This window comes from Sphingobium sp. DN12 (assembly GCF_051058005.1).
In the GTDB taxonomy this organism is placed as follows: Bacteria; Pseudomonadota; Alphaproteobacteria; order Sphingomonadales; family Sphingomonadaceae; genus Sphingobium; species Sphingobium yanoikuyae.
In genome coordinates this window covers 508,979-524,710 of the sequence record NZ_CP173717.1, presented here as the reverse complement: position 1 = coordinate 524,710, position 15,732 = coordinate 508,979, and the positions used below count along the sequence as shown (strand labels likewise).

14 protein-coding genes are annotated in these 15,732 nt (G+C 64.8%); 3 read left to right on the top strand and 11 right to left on the bottom strand.

Going from position 1 to position 15,732, the window contains the following annotated elements:
* Positions 1 to 44: 44 nt before the first annotated feature.
* A complete protein-coding gene (locus tag ACI6S0_RS02555; protein WP_434404837.1) occupies positions 45 to 908 on the bottom strand; it encodes a metallophosphoesterase in 864 nt (287 codons plus the stop codon).
* Positions 905 to 2,197 (bottom strand): bifunctional UDP-N-acetylglucosamine diphosphorylase/glucosamine-1-phosphate N-acetyltransferase GlmU, encoded by a 1,293-nt coding sequence (glmU, locus tag ACI6S0_RS02550; protein ID WP_434405894.1) that lies wholly within the window; start codon positions 2,195 to 2,197, stop codon positions 905 to 907. The genes ACI6S0_RS02555 and glmU overlap by 4 nt, the downstream gene beginning before the upstream one ends.
* A gap of 154 nt (positions 2,198 to 2,351) precedes the next feature.
* On the opposite strand from glmU, the gene ACI6S0_RS02545 reads away from it, so the two are divergent.
* The 3 genes from ACI6S0_RS02545 to ACI6S0_RS02535 all read left to right on the top strand — a co-directional run bounded on the left by ACI6S0_RS02545 (position 2,352) and on the right by ACI6S0_RS02535 (position 5,073).
* Positions 2,352 to 3,020: an HAD family hydrolase gene (locus ACI6S0_RS02545; protein WP_434404836.1), complete on the top strand. Its 669-nt coding sequence runs from the start codon at positions 2,352 to 2,354 to the stop codon at positions 3,018 to 3,020.
* The gene (locus ACI6S0_RS02540) at positions 3,017 to 3,778 is read left to right on the top strand and encodes an enoyl-CoA hydratase/isomerase family protein (RefSeq protein ID WP_434404835.1); all 762 of its coding nucleotides are present in this window, start codon (positions 3,017 to 3,019) and stop codon (positions 3,776 to 3,778) included. Before ACI6S0_RS02545 ends, ACI6S0_RS02540 begins: the two co-directional genes overlap by 4 nt.
* A 143-nt stretch (positions 3,779 to 3,921) precedes the next feature.
* Positions 3,922 to 5,073, top strand: coding sequence for a GGDEF domain-containing protein (locus tag ACI6S0_RS02535; protein WP_434404834.1), 1,152 nt, complete (start codon positions 3,922 to 3,924; stop codon positions 5,071 to 5,073).
* On the opposite strand, the gene ACI6S0_RS02530 is transcribed toward ACI6S0_RS02535, so the two are convergent.
* The 9 genes from ACI6S0_RS02530 to ACI6S0_RS02490 form a co-directional block, all read right to left on the bottom strand.
* On the bottom strand, positions 5,049 to 5,324 hold the full coding sequence (locus ACI6S0_RS02530; protein ID WP_004211159.1) for a hypothetical protein: 276 nt from the start codon (positions 5,322 to 5,324) through the stop codon (positions 5,049 to 5,051). The two genes, ACI6S0_RS02535 and ACI6S0_RS02530, sit on opposite strands and share 25 nt — an antisense overlap.
* Positions 5,325 to 5,418: 94 nt before the next feature.
* Complete coding sequence (gene lpdA / locus ACI6S0_RS02525; protein WP_125998727.1) at positions 5,419 to 6,819, bottom strand: dihydrolipoyl dehydrogenase; 1,401 nt, start codon at positions 6,817 to 6,819, stop codon at positions 5,419 to 5,421.
* Between the two features lie 107 nt (positions 6,820 to 6,926).
* Entirely contained in the window at positions 6,927 to 8,174 is a 1,248-nt protein-coding gene (gene odhB / locus ACI6S0_RS02520; RefSeq protein WP_125985202.1) for a 2-oxoglutarate dehydrogenase complex dihydrolipoyllysine-residue succinyltransferase, read from the bottom strand.
* 8 nt (positions 8,175 to 8,182) lie between these two features.
* Entirely contained in the window at positions 8,183 to 10,978 is a 2,796-nt protein-coding gene (locus ACI6S0_RS02515; protein ID WP_125998785.1) for a 2-oxoglutarate dehydrogenase E1 component, read from the bottom strand.
* 98 nt (positions 10,979 to 11,076) lie between these two features.
* Entirely contained in the window at positions 11,077 to 11,961 is an 885-nt protein-coding gene (sucD, locus tag ACI6S0_RS02510; RefSeq protein ID WP_004211155.1) for a succinate--CoA ligase subunit alpha, read from the bottom strand.
* 99 nt (positions 11,962 to 12,060) lie between these two features.
* Positions 12,061 to 13,023, bottom strand: coding sequence for a malate dehydrogenase (gene mdh, locus ACI6S0_RS02505; protein WP_010337480.1), 963 nt, complete (start codon positions 13,021 to 13,023; stop codon positions 12,061 to 12,063).
* A gap of 316 nt (positions 13,024 to 13,339) precedes the next feature.
* Positions 13,340 to 14,452: a cell division protein ZapE gene (zapE, locus tag ACI6S0_RS02500; RefSeq protein ID WP_004211152.1), complete on the bottom strand. Its 1,113-nt coding sequence runs from the start codon at positions 14,450 to 14,452 to the stop codon at positions 13,340 to 13,342.
* A complete protein-coding gene (locus ACI6S0_RS02495) occupies positions 14,449 to 14,910 on the bottom strand; it encodes a PaaI family thioesterase (protein WP_434404833.1) in 462 nt (153 codons plus the stop codon). The genes zapE and ACI6S0_RS02495 overlap by 4 nt, the downstream gene beginning before the upstream one ends.
* Before the next feature lies 1 nt (position 14,911).
* Positions 14,912 to 15,700, bottom strand: coding sequence for a succinate dehydrogenase iron-sulfur subunit (locus tag ACI6S0_RS02490; protein ID WP_004211148.1), 789 nt, complete (start codon positions 15,698 to 15,700; stop codon positions 14,912 to 14,914).
* Positions 15,701 to 15,732 lie beyond the last annotated feature (32 nt).

The following is a 15,732-nucleotide window of genomic DNA, read 5'->3' as shown; positions in this document are numbered from 1 at the left end:
TGCCGGTCAGGCGACAGCGCCATGGCTGAGCCATGAAAAGAATGTCATCGAGGCCGGATGGTGATCAGCCAGATATCGGGCGGCGCCAGCATGCGGAAGGGCAGGCCGCTGGTGCCCACGCCCCCGGACACGATCATCGCCTTCTTGCCATCCTGATAACGGCCACAGGCATAGCGGGTGCCATAGCGGGAGGGGACATAGACGATCCCGGCAAAGGGCAATGCCACCTGACCGCAATGGGTATGGCCGACCAGGGTCAGCGACGGCGCATCGGGCAGCAGCGGGAAGACGTCGGGTCCATGCGACAGGATCACCGGCGCGCCACCAATGTCCTGCATCGCTTTCAGCGTATCGGGTATGTCGGGCTTGCGGGTATAGATATCCTTGAGCCCGCCGATCGCCAGCGGCCCGCGCCGCACCGCGCCATCCTGTACCAGGGTGATGCCCAGATCGGCAAAGGCGCGCTGCCAGTCGTCGGCGCTCAGTGCCACCCGGTTCTTCCTGCTGCGGCTGTCATGATTGCCCAGCACCGCGACCACGCCCATCGGCGCGCGCAGCCCGGCGAAGGGCGCGATCGCGTGGCGCGCATCATAGGTCGCGCCCCATTTATTGTCGCCGATATAGTCGCCGCCCAGCAGGATGAGGTCGGGCTTGAGGCCGTTGATCCGGGCCACGATCCTCGCCATCCGCGCCGGGCTGTTGTCCGGCCCGGACAGATGGGTGTCGGTCAGCAGCGCGACCCGGATCGGCTGCTGCGACGCGCCCGCCGGGAAAGGCAGCACGACATCGGCGCGCCGCACGACCGGCATGGCGCGCGCATTCATCAACAGCCAGAGCGGCCCTGCCACCGCGACCAGCAGCAGGAACAGCAGGGCGGACAGAAACGGCCGGCGTCGGATGAAATTCAAGCCTTCGCCTTCCGCTCGCGCATGCGGGTGCGGAACGCCGCCGCCCAGCCCGGCTTGCTTTCCTGTTGCGGGCGGACGAGGCACAGCGCGTCGGCCGGAACCGGCTTGGTCACGACGCTGCCCGCCGCGACGATCGCGCCATCGCCGATCTTCACCGGCGCCACCAGCGCGCTGTTGGAGCCGATGAAGGCCCCGGCGCCGATCTGCGTCTTATATTTGAAGAAGCCGTCATAATTGCAGGTGATGGTGCCCGCGCCGATATTGGCGGCGGCGCCGACACTGGCGTCGCCGATATAGGAGAGGTGATTGACCTTCGCCCCTTCGTCGAGGCGCGCCTTCTTGATCTCGACGAAATTGCCGACCTTCGCCTTGGGGCCGATGTCAGCGCCCGGACGCAGCCGGGCATAGGGGCCGATGTCGGCGCCGCTGGCCACGGTCGCCCCCTCCAGATGGGAGAAGGCATGGATGACGACATTGTCGGCGATGGTGACACCCGGACCGAAGACGACATTGGGTTCGATCGTCACGTCGCGGCCCAGCACCGTGTCGTGCGCGAAGAAGACGGTCTGCGGCGCGACCAGGGTCACGCCCTCACGCATCGCCTCAGCCCGGCGGCGGTCCTGCCACACGGCTTCGACGCCGGCCAGTTCGGCGCGGCTGTTGACGCCGGCCACTTCCCACGCTTCCGTCTCGATCACGGCGCTGTTTGCGCCGGGCAGCATGATGATGTCGGGCAGATAATATTCGCCGGCCGCATTATTGTTGCCGATCTGGTCGAGCAGCACGAACAGGTCGCTCGCCCGCACCGCCATCAGGCCGCTATTGCACAGGGTGACGGCGCGCTCGGCCTCGCTCGCATCCTTAAACTCGACCATCTTCTCGATGATGCCCTGGCCATCGGCGATGATCCGGCCATAGGCGGCGGCATCGTCGGGGCGAAAGCCCAGCACCACCGCGCGCGGCTCGTCGCCCCGGCTCAACCGATCGAGCATCGCCTTCATCGTCGCGCCGCTGACCAGCGGCACGTCGCCATAGAGGATCAGCACGTCGCCCGCGAAGCCCGCCAGCGCATCATGCGCCTGCGCCACGGCATGACCGGTGCCAAGCTGCTGTTCCTGCACAGCGATGGCGACGCCGCTGCCCTCGACCGCCTTCTCCACCTGCTCGCGGCCGGCGCCGACCACGACCACCTGCCGCTCGGGCAGCAGGTCCGCGACGCTGGCAAGCAGGTGCAGCAACATCGGCCGCCCGGCAATCGGGTGCAGCACCTTGTGCGTGCCGGACTTCATCCTTGTGCCCTGCCCGGCGGCAAGGATGACGACTGCGAGGGGGCGAGGTGCGGTCACGGCAAGCGCGTCCTTTTCGTTCAAGTGGTCTGGAATATCACGGCTCTCTGCCATGTTTGCCTTGCCATTGCCACCGCCGACGCGGCATGGCGATGCCATGGCACGCTTATCCTTCGACATTGTCGGCTTCGACCTCGACGGCACCCTGCTCGACACCAGCGGCGATCTCGCTGCGGCGGTCAATTATGCGATCGGCACGATCGGCCGAGCCCCCTTCCCGGTCGATTCCATCCGGCCCTTCGTCGGCAAGGGCGCCAAGGTGATGCTGCAGCGCGCGCTCGACGCGTCGGGCGGCTATGACGAAGCGATTCTCGACCAGACACTGCCGATCCTGCTCGATTATTATGAACAGAATCTGGCGCTCCACTCCCTGCCCTATCCCGGCATGATGGCGATGCTGGATGTGCTGGCGGAGCGCGGCGTGAAGCTCGCCATCTGCACCAACAAGGCGGAACGCTTCACGATCCCCTTGCTGCACCAATTGGGCCTGTTCGACCGCTTCGCCTCGGTAGTGGCCGGTGACACGGTCGGCATTGCCAAGCCCGATCCGGCGCCGATCCATGCGATGATCGAGCGGGCCGGCGGCGGCCGCACCATCTTCCTGGGCGACACGATCAACGACATTGCCGGCGCCCGCAATGCCGGCATTCCCAGCATCGCGGTCAGCTTCGGCTTCCTCGACGGCCCGGTCGAAAATCTGGAGGCCGACGGCGTGATCCACCATTTCGACGAACTGGTGCCGATGCTGGAAGCCTGGCCGGCATGACCTTGCGCCTGGAGCGGGACGGCGCGATCGCCCGGCTGCTGATCGACCGGGCCGATCGCCGCAATGCCATGACCCAGGCGATGTGGGAGGCGATGCCCCATCTGGTCGCCGACGCCATGGCCGATGCGGACATCCGCGTGCTGATCCTGGCCTCGGCCACGCCCGGCCTGTTCTGCGCGGGCGCCGACATCAACGAATTTGCCGCCTGCTCGGGCGATGCCGACTGGCGCGCCGCCAATCAGGCCGCGATCCGCTCCACCCAATATGCGCTGGCCCATGCCGAAAAGCCGGTGATCGCGGCGATCGACGGCGATTGCGTCGGCGGCGGATGCGGGTTGGCGATCGCGTGCGACTTGCGCATCGCGGCGCCGACCGCGCGGCTGGGCATCACCCCGGCCAAGCTCGGCATCGTCTATTCGCTGTTCGACACCCGCCTGCTGGTCGATCTGGTCGGGCCGGCACGGGCCAAGCGCATCCTGTTCACCGGCGCGCTGCACGATGCCGAGGCGGCGCTTGCCATCGGCCTGGTCGACGAGATCGCGGCCGATCCGCTGGCCGCTGCTGACGCATTGGCCCGCGAGATTGCCGCCAATGCCCAGCATAGCGTGCGCGCGTCCAAGGCGATGGTTCGCCGCATCCTCGACGGCCAGGCGGACGACGACATGGTGACGCTGGAAATGTTCCGCGACGCCTTCACCTATCCCGACTTTGCCGAAGGCGTCGCGGCGTTCCGCGAGAAGCGCAAGCCGCATTTCTGATCCAGGTTAGACAGTTTCCCAGTTCGGCCCGTCGCAACCGTTACGCTCTCTTAACCATCGACATTTACCGGAAAATGCAGGATGGCGCTCCTGCATGACGTGACGTCATGCCGTCATGCTGCACAAAGGATCGGTCGCGCTTCGTGGGTGAGAATTTCGCCTTCTTCCTGCCCATCATGATGGCCAGCTTCGGCGTCGCCTTCCTCATCGTCTGGGGCTGGGGCGCGCGCGAAGCGGGCTGGTGGAGCGGTGCCTTCTTCAGCGTCGCCACGGGCTTTTCCGTGCCGGTCGCGTTCGACTTCCTGCCCACGGACCTGTGGGGCATCGTCGCCGACACCGCCTTTGCCACCGGATTCCTGCTGTTCAGCCAGGCGCTGCTGACGCGCTGGCGCCCCAATTGGGTGCTGGGGCTGCGCATCGCCATCTGGGCGATATCGATCCTGCTCTGCAGCTTTGCGGTGATGCGGGACATCGTCCCGCTGGAACTGGTGTCGTCCGACTTCGGCTGCTTCCTGCTGATTTCCATTCCGCTGATCGCGGGCCGTGGCCAGTTGCGCGGCTGGCCCGATCGCGCCCTCTATGCCGCTGTCACCCTGGTGGCGCTCGACAATCTGCTGCGCGGCAGCAGCGTGTCCTTTACCCTGCCCGGCGGCGTCGCGTTCCGCGACAGCCAATATGCCTTCCTGATGCAGGCATTGGCCTGCATGTTCGGCCTGTTCCTGGCCCTATCGGCGCTCGCGGCGGCCATGCAGGACGTTCTCACCCGCTATCGTCATGATGCCCATGTCGATCCGCTGTCGGGCCTGCTCAATCGCCGCGGGTTCGAGGAAGCAGTCGCGCGCCATGATGCCAGCGGCAGCCTGATCGCCTGCGACATCGATCATTTCAAGCGGGTCAACGACGCCCATGGCCATGGGCTGGGCGACCGGGTGATCGTCGCGCTGGCCGATGCGCTGCGGGCGCTGGCCCCGGCCGATGCCGTCATCGCCCGCTTCGGCGGCGAGGAGTTCATCCTCTTCCTGCCCGGCGCAGACCCCGCCATGGCGACCGGCATAGCCGACGCGATCCGGCTGCGCTTTGCCGAACAGGCGGCAAGCCGGCTTGGCCTGCCCGGCCCGCTCACCGCCAGCTTCGGCCTCACCAGCCTGCACCGCGCCGACCGCTCGATCCATGACGCGATCGCCCGCGCCGACAGCGCACTCTATGAGGCGAAGGATAAGGGCCGCAACCGCGTCGCCATTCGGCCCGCGCTGGCGCCCGCCGGCGATGCTCAGTCGAGCCGTGCCATCGCCTGAAGAAAGGCGTCCCGCGCCGCCTGACGCTTGAGCCGCCGGCGTCGCAGCAGGATGGCGACCGCGCCGAAGGGCAGGCACACCGCCAGTCCCAATGCCGTCTGCGGCAATATCTGCAACGTCATTTCGGGATGGCGGACGATCGCGATGATGTCGGCCAGCGCGGTCAGCACCGAAAAGATGATCCACAGCGCAAAGAACAACCGCTCAGGATTGGCCGAGGGCACCGACTGGCTGGAGGGGAACTGGTTCATGCGCGTCCGATAGAGCAGCGCGCCTCCTTCCCCAAAAGAAAAAGGCCCCCGCTAAGCGGAGGCCCCTTCCCTTATCCTGCGAGAGCGCAGTCGATCACATGTGGATCGGCTTGCCGGTCACGGCCATCGCCGCTTCCTTGATCGCTTCGCTGTGCGTCGGGTGCGCATGGCAGGTGTAAGCGATGTCTTCGCTCGACGCGCCGAATTCCATGGCCTGCGCGGCCTGTGCGATCATCGTGCCGGCAACGGTGGCGATGATCCACACGCCCAGCACCTTGTCGGTTTCGGCATCGGCGATGATCTTCACGAAGCCGTCGGGCTCGTGATTGGTCTTGGCACGGCTGTTCGCCATCATGGGGAACTTGCCGACCTTGACGGCGCCACGTTCCTTGGCGGCTTCCTCGGTCAGGCCCACGCCCGCGATTTCCGGCTTGGTGTAAACCACCGAGGGGATCACGTCATGGTTCACGATGCCGGTCAGGCCGGCGATATTCTCGGCGACGGCAATGCCTTCGTCCTCGGCCTTGTGCGCCAGCATCGGGCCGGGGATGACGTCGCCGATCGCCCAGACGCCCGGAACCTTGGTACCGAACTCATGATCGGTCTCGATCTGACCGCGCGCGTTCAGTTCCAGGCCGATCTTGTCGAGGCCAAGGCCCTCGGTGTTGGGACGACGACCGATCGACACCAGGACCACGTCGGCCTCGATCTTCTCGGCTTCGCCACCGGCGGCGGGTTCGACGGTCAGGGTCACGCCCGACTTGCCGACTTCGGCGCCGGTCACCTTGGTGCCGAGCTTATATTCGAAGCCCTGCTTCTTGAAGATCTTGTTGGCTTCCTTGCGGACTTCGCCGTCCATGCCGGGCAGGATCTGGTCGAGATATTCGACCACGGTCACCTTGGCGCCCAGGCGCTTCCACACCGAACCCAGTTCCAGACCGATGACGCCGCCGCCGACGACGACCAGATGACCCGGAACCTTGTCCAGTTCCAGCGCGCCGGTCGAATCGACGATCTTGCCGCCTTCATTGTCCACGGCCACGCCGGGCAGCGGGGCAACCGACGAACCGGTGGCGATGACGATGTTCTTCGCCGTCACCTTCTCGCCATTCACTTCGACGGTGTTGGCGCCGGTGAAGCTGGCCAGGCCCTTGAGCCAGGTCACCTTGTTCTTCTTGAACAGATATTCGATGCCGCCGGTCAGGCCCTTGATGGCATCGACGCGCTGGCCCTGCATGGTGGGCAGGTCCAGGCTCATCTTGTCGATCTTGACGCCCAGCTTGGCAAGCGCGCCGTTGGCGGCCTCGTCATAGAGTTCGGAGGCGTGCAGCAGCGCCTTCGACGGGATGCAGCCGACGTTGAGGCAGGTGCCGCCCAGCGTCTCGCGGCTTTCTGCGCAGGCGGTCTTCAGGCCCAGCTGCGCAGCGCGGATCGCGGCGACATAGCCACCCGGGCCAGCACCGATAACCAGGACGTCATAATCGAAATCGGACATGGGGTTTTCCCTTCTCCAGTCATGCCAGCCTAACTGGCATCGCTCTGCCCCAAATCAAGGGCAAGAGGCGCCCCGGCCGAAGCCGGGGCAACAATAAATGGTGATTATTACAGGTCGATCAGCAGACGGGTCGGATCCTCGATCGCGTTCTTGACCGCGACAAGGAAGGTCACCGCTTCGCGACCGTCGATCAGGCGATGATCATAGCTGAGCGCCAGATACATCATCGGGCGGATCACGATCTGGCCGTTACGGACGACCGGACGGTCCTCGATGCGGTGCAGGCCCAGAACCGCCGACTGGGGCGGGTTGATGATCGGGCTGGACAGCAGCGAACCGAACACGCCGCCGTTGGAGATGGTGAAGGTGCCGCCCTTCATATCTTCCATCGTCAGCTTGCCTTCCTTGGCCTTCTTGCCGAAGCCGCCGATGGTCTTTTCAATGGCAGCGACGCTCAGGCTTTCCGCATTGCGGATGACCGGAACGACCAGGCCGGTCGGGGCCGAGACGGCGACCGAGATGTCGGCGAAGTCGTTATAGACGATCTCGTCGCCTTCGATCTGCGCGTTGACGCCCGGAATGTCCTTCAGCGCCATGCAGACGGCCTTGGTGAAGAAGCCCATGAAGCCCAGACGGACGCCATGCTTCTTCTCGAACAGATCCTTGTACTTGGCGCGCGCCTCGATGACGTTGGTCATGTCGACGTCGTTGTACGTGGTCAGCAGGGCAGCGTTGTTCTGGGCTTCCTTCAGACGCTTGGCGACGGTCTGACGCAGGCGGGTCATCTTGACGCGTTCCTGCTTGCGGCTGGGGCCAGCGGCCGGGGCGTCGGCGGCAGGCGCCGATGCCGGGGTCGCGGCAGCCGCCTTGGCAGTGCCGGCGGCGACGGCGGCCATGACGTCGTCCTTGGTCAGGCGACCGTCCTTGCCGGTGCCCTTGATCTTGCTGGGGTCAAGACCATGCTCCAGCACCAGGCGGCGGACCGCCGGCGACAGGGTCAGGCTGCCGCCCTCTTCGTCGTCCGATGCAGCCGGGGCCGAAGCGGCCGGCGCGGGTGCAGCGGCTTCCGCCTTGGCGGCGGGAGCCGCGGCCGGAGCCGGCGCGGCGGCAGCGGCACCGCCTTCGTTCACATAGGCCAGCAGCGCGCCGACCTCGACCGTGTCGCCTTCCTTGGCGACCAGATCACCCATGACACCGGCGACCGGCGAGGGCACGTCGACCGCGACCTTGTCGGTTTCCAGGCTGACGATCGGCTCGTCGGCCTTGACCGCTTCACCCGGCTTCTTGAGCCACTGACCGACGGTTGCTTCGGTAACGGATTCGCCCAGCGTGGGGACTTTGACTTCGGTTGCCATGTGCTTTCTCAGCCTTTCTTCTGGCGACGGATTTCTTCACGAACGCTGTGACCCAGCGCATCGGCGACGAGGGCGCCCTGTTCGGACACATGGCGCGAGGCCAGGCCCGTGGCAGGCGATGCCGATGCCTTGCGGCCGGCATAGCGGGCGCGCATCGGCGCCTTGCCGGCCTTGGCCAGCGCTTCCTCGATATAGGGCTCGACGAAGAACCAGGCGCCGTTGTTGCGCGGTTCTTCCTGACACCAGACGACCTCGTCCAGATTGGTCATGCGCTCGATGCGCGTGGCCAGTGCGTCGGTGGCGAACGGATAAATCTGTTCGATACGGACGATCTGGGTGTTGGCGTCGCCGGCGGCGTCGCGGGCTTCCATCAGGTCGTAGAAGACCTTGCCCGAGCAGAGCACCAGGCGCTTGGTATCCTTGTCGGCCGACCCATTGGGGTCCGACAGGATGCGCTTGAAGTGCGTTTCGCCCAGGAAGTCCTCGGCCTTGCTGACGGCGGCCTTGTGACGCAGCAGCGACTTGGGCGCCATGATGATGAGCGGCTTGCGGAAGGGCCGCAGCATCTGGCGACGCAGCGCGTGGAAGTAATTGGCCGGGGTCGTGATGTTCGCGACCTGGATATTGCCTTCGGCGCAGAGCTGCAGATAGCGTTCCAGACGCGCCGAGCTATGCTCGGGGCCCTGACCTTCATAGCCGTGCGGCAGCAGGCAGACGAGGCCGTTGGACCGCAGCCACTTGGTTTCCGACGACGCAATATACTGGTCGAAGATGATCTGCGCGCCGTTGGCGAAATCGCCGAACTGCGCTTCCCAGATCACCAGACTCTTCGGGTCCGCCAGGGCGAAACCATATTCGAAGCCCAGCACGCCATATTCGGACAAAGGCGAGTCCAGCACTTCGAACCGGCCATGCGGCACGGTCGAAAGCGGGATATACTTGGCCTCGGTGTCCTGGTCGGTCCAGACTGCATGACGCTGGCTGAAGGTGCCGCGACCCGAGTCCTGACCCGACAGGCGAACGCCATAGCCTTCCGACAGCAGCGAACCGAAGGCCAGAGCCTCGCCGGTCGCCCAGTCGAAATTGGCACCCGACTTGAACATCTCGGCCTTGGCATCCAGCACGCGCTTCAGCGTCTTGTGGACATTATGGCCTTCGGGAACCGTGGTCAGCGTGCGGCCCAGGCTGTCGAACAGCTTCTGGTTGATCGCCGATTCCACGCTCTGGCGCGCGGTTTCGGCATCGGCCGGCTTGTGCAGGCCCGACCAGCGACCGGCGAACCAGTCGGCCTTGTTGGCCTTGTAGCTCTTGGCGGCTTCGAACTCGTCTTCCAGATGGGCGACGAACTCGTCGGTCGAACCGGAGACGAACGCGTCGTCCACCACGCCTTCGGCCTTCAGGCGCGCGGCATAAATGTCGCTGACCGGCGGATGCTGGCGGATTTCCTTGTACATCAGCGGCTGGGTGAAGCCCGGCTCGTCGCCTTCGTTATGACCGAAGCGGCGATAGCACCACATGTCGACGACGACGTCGCGATGGAATTTCTGGCGATATTCCATGGCGAGCTTGGTCGCGAAGGTCACGGCTTCGGGATCGTCGCCATTGACGTGCAGGATCGGCGCCTGGACACCCTTCGCCACGTCCGACGGATAGGGCGAGCCGCGCGAGAATTGCGGGCTGGTGGTGAAGCCGATCTGGTTGTTGATGATGAAGTGGACGCAGCCGCCGGTGTTGTAGCCGCTGACGCCCGAGAAGCCGAGGCATTCCCAGACGATGCCCTGGCCGGCGAAGGCCGCGTCGCCGTGGATCAGCACGGGCAGAACCTGCTCATGCTTGGTGAGGTCGTCGCGGAAGGTCTGCTGCGCGCGGACCTTGCCCAGCACCACCGGATCGACGGTTTCGAGGTGCGACGGGTTGGGAACCAGCGACATATGGACCTTGACGCCGTCGAACTCACGGTCGGTCGAGGTGCCGAGGTGATATTTCACGTCGCCCGAACCACCCACGTCTTCGGGATTGGCGGTGCCGCCCGAAAATTCGTGGAAAATGACGCGGAAGCCCTTGGCCATGACGTTGGCGAGGACGTTCAGGCGGCCGCGATGGGCCATGCCGAACACGATCTCGCGCACGCCCGATGCGCCACCATATTTGATGACCGCTTCGAGCGCGGGGATCATGGACTCGCCGCCGTCGAGACCGAAGCGCTTGGTGCCGACATATTTGCGGCCCAGGAACTTCTCATACTGCTCGCCCTGGATGACCTTGGCCAGGATCGCCTTCTTGCCCTCGGGCGTGAAGTGGATTTCCTTGTCCTTGCCTTCCAGGCGTTCCTGCAGGAAGCGGCGCTCTTCGACGTCCGCGATATGCATATATTCAAGGCCGACATTGCCGCAGTAATTCTGGCGCAGGATCGTCACGATCTCCGCGACGGTCGCATACTGCAGGCCCAGCGTGCCGCCCAGGAAGACCTTCTTCGACGCGTCGGTCAGGCCATGATATTCCGGGGTCAGGTCCGCCGGCAGGTCACGCTTGGCCAGGCCCAGCGGATCGAGATTGGCGGCCAGATGACCGCGCACGCGATATGTGCGGATCAGCATCTGCGCGCGGATTGCGTCCTCGGCAGCCGATGCGATATCGGCCTCGGAAACAGCGGCACCCTGCGCCTTTGCAGCAGCCTTCACGGCCACCTGCATCTGCGTCGGGTCCATCGCCCCGGTCAGGTCGTCGGTGTCCGCCAACGGCCAGTTGGGGCGTGCCCAGCTCGGCCCCTGTTCGATCTCGAAATCCTGGTTCTCGTAACCCATCGTCTTGTGTCCCATGCATGCCGCGTGCAGTCGCGGAGCGGGAAAGTGCGGCCGGGGTGCAGCCCGGCCGCGTTTCCATATCATATTTTAAAGGCGGATCAGCCCTTCAGCACTTCCAGCAGGGTCTCGCCCAGCAGGCTCGGGCTGGCAGCGACCTTGATGCCGGCCGCTTCCATCGCCGCGATCTTGCTTTCCGCGTCGCCCTTGCCGCCCGACACGATCGCGCCGGCGTGGCCCATGCGACGGCCCGGAGGCGCCGTGCGACCAGCGATGAAGCCAGCCATCGGCTTCTTGCGGCCCTTCTTGGCTTCGTCGATCAGGAACTGGGCAGCCTGTTCTTCCGCGTCGCCGCCGATTTCACCGATCATGATGATCGATTCGGTGGCGTCGTCGGCCAGGAACAGTTCCAGCACGTCGATGAAGTTGGTGCCGTTGACCGGGTCACCGCCGATGCCGACGGCCGTGGTCTGGCCCAGGCCCGCATTGGTGGTCTGGAACACGGCTTCATAGGTCAGCGTGCCCGAACGCGACACGACGCCGACCGAACCCTTCGAGAAGATGTTGCCGGGCATGATGCCGATCTTGCACTCGCCAGGCGTCAGCAGGCCGGGGCAGTTCGGGCCGATCAGGCGCGACTTCGAACCCGACAGGGCGCGCTTCACCTTGACCATGTCCAGAACCGGGATGCCTTCGGTGATCGCGACGATCAGCGGGATTTCGGCATCGATCGCTTCCAGGATCGAGTCGGCCGCGAACGGCGGCGGAACATAGATGACCGAGGCGTCGGCGCCGGTCTTCGACTTGGCTTCGGCAACGGTGTCGAACATCGGCAGACCGATGTGGGTCGTGCCGCCCTTGCCGGGGGTCACGCCGCCAACCATCTGCGTGCCATAGGCAAGAGCGGTTTCGGTGTGGAAGGTGCCGGTGGCACCGGTCATACCCTGGGTGATGACCTTGGTGTTCTTGTTCACCAGAATGGACATGGGTGTCCCTTTATTCTCTGTGGACGTGGCACTTGGGTCTAAAGCGACCCGTCCCAGGCTGCGCACTTACCTGGAACGGGACGGTGCAAGCTGGTTGGCTCAGGCGAGCGAGGGATCGATACCCTTGCAGGCTTCCAGCAGTTCCTTGACGGCGTCGACCGACACCTGGAGGTTGGCCTTGGCTTCGTCGTTCAGCTCGATCTCGATGACCTGCTCGACGCCGTCCTTGCCGATGATGACCGGCACGCCGACATAGAGATTGTCGACGCCATATTGGCCGGTCAGGTTCGCGGCGCAGGGCAGCAGGCGCTTCTTGTCGCCCAGATAGGCTTCAGCCATGGCGATCGCGCTGGTGGCGGGCGCATAGAAGGCCGAACCGGTCTTGAGCAGCGCGACGATCTCGCCGCCGCCCGAACGGGTGCGCTTGACGATGGCGTCGATGCGCTCCTGGGTCGAACGGCCCTGCTTGATCAGGTCGGGAACCGGGATGCCGGCGACGGTCGAATATTCGATCACCGGGACCATGGTGTCGCCATGGCCGCCGAGCACGAAGCTGGTGACGTCCTTGGCCGAGACGTTGAATTCTTCCGCCAGGAAGTGGTTGAAGCGCGAGCTGTCCAGAACGCCGGCCATGCCGACGACCTTGTTCGCGGGCAGGCCCGAAAATTCGCGCAGCGCCCAGACCATCGCGTCGAGCGGGTTGGTGATGCAGATGACGAAGGCGTCGGGGGCGTTGGCGGCGATGCCCTCGCCCACGGCCTTCATGACCTTGAGGTTGATGCCCAGCAGGTCGTCGCGGCTCATGCCCGGCTTGCGGGCGACACCGGCGGTGACGATGATGACGTCCGCGCCCGCAATGTCGGCATAGTCGTTGGAACCGGTGATCTTCGCATCGAAGCCTTCGACCGAGGCGCACTGCGACAGGTCAAGAGCCTTGCCCTGGGGAACGCCTTCGACGACGTCGAACAGGACGATGTCACCGAGTCCCTTGAGAGCCGCGAGATGCGCGAGCGTGCCGCCGATATTGCCAGCGCCAATGAGCGCGATCTTCTTACGGGCCATATGCAATCATCCTCCAAGATGTGAACTCTGGAATTGTCAGTGCGCCTACGCCCATATTGTGGGGGTTTCAACCAAACAAAGCCCCCTGTGGCAAATTATCTTTGCAATTCATTCGCAGTTGCATTAGAGGCTTTTTCACACCCTGTCGCTCCTGGTCTCCTACCCTGGACCTAGAGCCTTCCCTGCAGCGGTAGCCTGCCGGATGCTTCCCAAGTGGAAGCATCCGGTCTGTTTTTCCGTAAGAAAGTTGCGCCCTGATGAACGTCGACGCAAGCGGCGATAGGGCGAAATGCGCGCACGACGGGGTGCGCCGCGCTTATTTGGGACCGTGGCCCAGCGCGAGATAATCGTCGGACTGCATTTCCATCAGCCGCGACACGGTCCGCTCGAATTCGAACGCCCCATCCCCTTCGGGATAGAGTCGCATCGGCTCGGCATCGGCCGAGGCGAGCAATTTGACCTTATATTCGTAGAGCGAGTCGATCAGCGTGACGAAGCGCGCCGCCTCGTTGCGCTTCTCCGGCCCCAGCACCGGAATGCCGACGATGATGACCGTATGATATTTGCGCGCGATCGCCAGATAGTCGGGCGCGCCACGCGCCTCGACGCACAGCCGCTTGAACGAGAAGACGGCAACGCCCTTCAGGCTCTTGGGCACATGCATGGTGCGCCCGCCCTGAACGACGATCTCCTCCGAGGGCACCTTGGCCCGGTCCTCGACCGAAAAGTCGGTCAGGCGGAAAAAGGCCTCCGACAGCGCCCTGGTCGCCTCCGGCCCATTGGGCACATGCCACAGCTTCGAGTCGCCCAGGCGGTCGCGGCGATAATCGACCGGACCGTTCAGCGTCATCACGTCCAGCTTCGCCTTGATGAGATCGATGAAGGGCAGGAAGAGCTGACGATTGAGGCCATTCTTGTAGAGCTCGTCCGGCTCGCGGTTGGAGGTGGTGACGATCGTCACCCGCTTTTCCAGCAGCCCCGTGAACAGGCGCGACATGATCGCCGCATCGGCCATATTGTTGACGACCATCTCGTCGAAGCAGAGCAGCCGCGCCTCTTCGGCCAGCGACTCGACCACCGGCGGGATCGGATCGCCCGACTCGGACTTGCGCGCCTCGGCCAGGCGGGCATGCACGTCGAGCATGAACTCGTGGAAATGGGCGCGCTTCTTGCGCTGGACATGGACCGTGTCGAAGAACAGGTCCATCAGCATCGACTTGCCGCGCCCGACCCCACCCCACATATAGAGGCCCCGCGGCGGCTCGGGCTGCTTGCGCAGCAGCTTCCACAGCGTCGAGCCACGCGCCGGCGTCGCTTCCAGATCATGCTGAAGCTGATCGAGTCGCACGGCGGCTGCGCGCTGGTCCGGGTCGGGCCGCAATTCGCCAGCCGCGACCAGCGCATCATAACGGGCGATGACGCTGGTCACTGCGCCTTGGGCGCCTTGCGCAGCGTGGCGGTGGACGCGGCGACCGGCTCGCCATCCTGGGTGATCAGCATGCGCAGGAACATGAGGCGCCCGGTCTCGCGCAGCAATTCCACCTCGGCCAGCAGGTCGGGACCGACCTTGCCCGCGCCCAGATATTGCATCGACAGGTCGATGGTCACACCGTTCACCTGATCGCGATAACCCATCGCCCACAGGCCGCCAAAATAGGCATGATCGGCAAAGGCGGCGAGGAAGCCGCCATGCAGCGTATCGAGCCGGTTGCGGTGGCTGGTGCGGGTTTCCAGCGCGACATGCGCCTTCTTCTCGCCCAGCCCGCGCATGTAGCCGCGGCCGATGGCCTGCAGGAAGGTGTCGGGATGCGGATCGTGCCAGGCGGTCCAGCCCGACCATTTCCCTTCGTTCAGCGGTCGCCCGCCTGCAACACCGTCGCTGGTCAACTTACAGCTGCCGTTCGACCATCATCTTCTTGGTCTCCGCGATCGCCTTGGCCGGGCTCAGGCCCTTGGGGCAGACGTTCGCGCAGTTCATGATGGTGTGGCAGCGATAGAGGCGGAAGGGATCTTCCAGCTCGTCGAGGCGCTCGCCGGTGAACTCGTCGCGGCTGTCAGCCAGCCAGCGATAGGCCTGCAGCAGGATCGCCGGGCCCAGGAACTTGTCGCTGTTCCACCAGTAGCTGGGGCAGCTGGTCGAGCAGCAGGCGCACAGGATGCACTCATAGAGGCCATCCAGCTTCTCGCGATCGGCGGGCGACTGCAGCCGCTCCTTGCCGCTCGGCGCGGGGCTGACGGTTTGCAGCCAGGGCTTGATGCTGTTGTACTGGGCGTAGAAGTGGGTGAAGTCCGGCACCAAATCCTTGATGACGTCCATGTGCGGCAGCGGGGTGATCTGCACCTGCTTGCCGGCGCACTCGTCGATCGCGGTGGTGCAGGCCAGGCCGTTCTTGCCGTTCATGTTCATCGAACAGGAACCGCAAATGCCTTCGCGGCACGAACGGCGGAAGGTCAGGGTCGAGTCATACTCGTTCTTGATCTTCAGCAGCGCGTCGAGAACCATCGGGCCGCAATTGTCGAGATCGATCTCGAACGTGTCGTAGCGCGGATTCTCGCCCGAGTCCGGATCGTAGCGATAGACCTTGAAGCTGCGGACATTGGTCGCGCCCTCGGGCGCCTTGTGGGTCACGCCCTTGCCGCTGATCTTGCTGTTCTTGGGCAAAGCAAATTCGGCCATCGCTCGTCGAGCCTCTTCGTCGATGTCTGTCT

Coding starts and splice junctions, on each gene's coding strand:
- sucD (WP_004211155.1), bottom strand. CDS start 11,961: ATGTCCATTCTGGTGAACAAGAACACCAAGGTCATCACCCAGGGTATG.
- ACI6S0_RS02490 (WP_004211148.1), bottom strand. CDS start 15,700: ATGGCCGAATTTGCTTTGCCCAAGAACAGCAAGATCAGCGGCAAGGGC.
- ACI6S0_RS02530 (WP_004211159.1), bottom strand. CDS start 5,324: ATGAACCAGTTCCCCTCCAGCCAGTCGGTGCCCTCGGCCAATCCTGAG.
- ACI6S0_RS02515 (WP_125998785.1), bottom strand. CDS start 10,978: ATGGGTTACGAGAACCAGGATTTCGAGATCGAACAGGGGCCGAGCTGG.
- mdh (WP_010337480.1), bottom strand. CDS start 13,023: ATGGCCCGTAAGAAGATCGCGCTCATTGGCGCTGGCAATATCGGCGGC.
- odhB (WP_125985202.1), bottom strand. CDS start 8,174: ATGGCAACCGAAGTCAAAGTCCCCACGCTGGGCGAATCCGTTACCGAA.
- lpdA (WP_125998727.1), bottom strand. CDS start 6,819: ATGTCCGATTTCGATTATGACGTCCTGGTTATCGGTGCTGGCCCGGGT.
- glmU (WP_434405894.1), bottom strand. CDS start 2,197: ATGAAGTCCGGCACGCACAAGGTGCTGCACCCGATTGCCGGGCGGCCG.
- ACI6S0_RS02540 (WP_434404835.1), top strand. CDS start 3,017: ATGACCTTGCGCCTGGAGCGGGACGGCGCGATCGCCCGGCTGCTGATC.
- ACI6S0_RS02545 (WP_434404836.1), top strand. CDS start 2,352: ATGGCACGCTTATCCTTCGACATTGTCGGCTTCGACCTCGACGGCACC.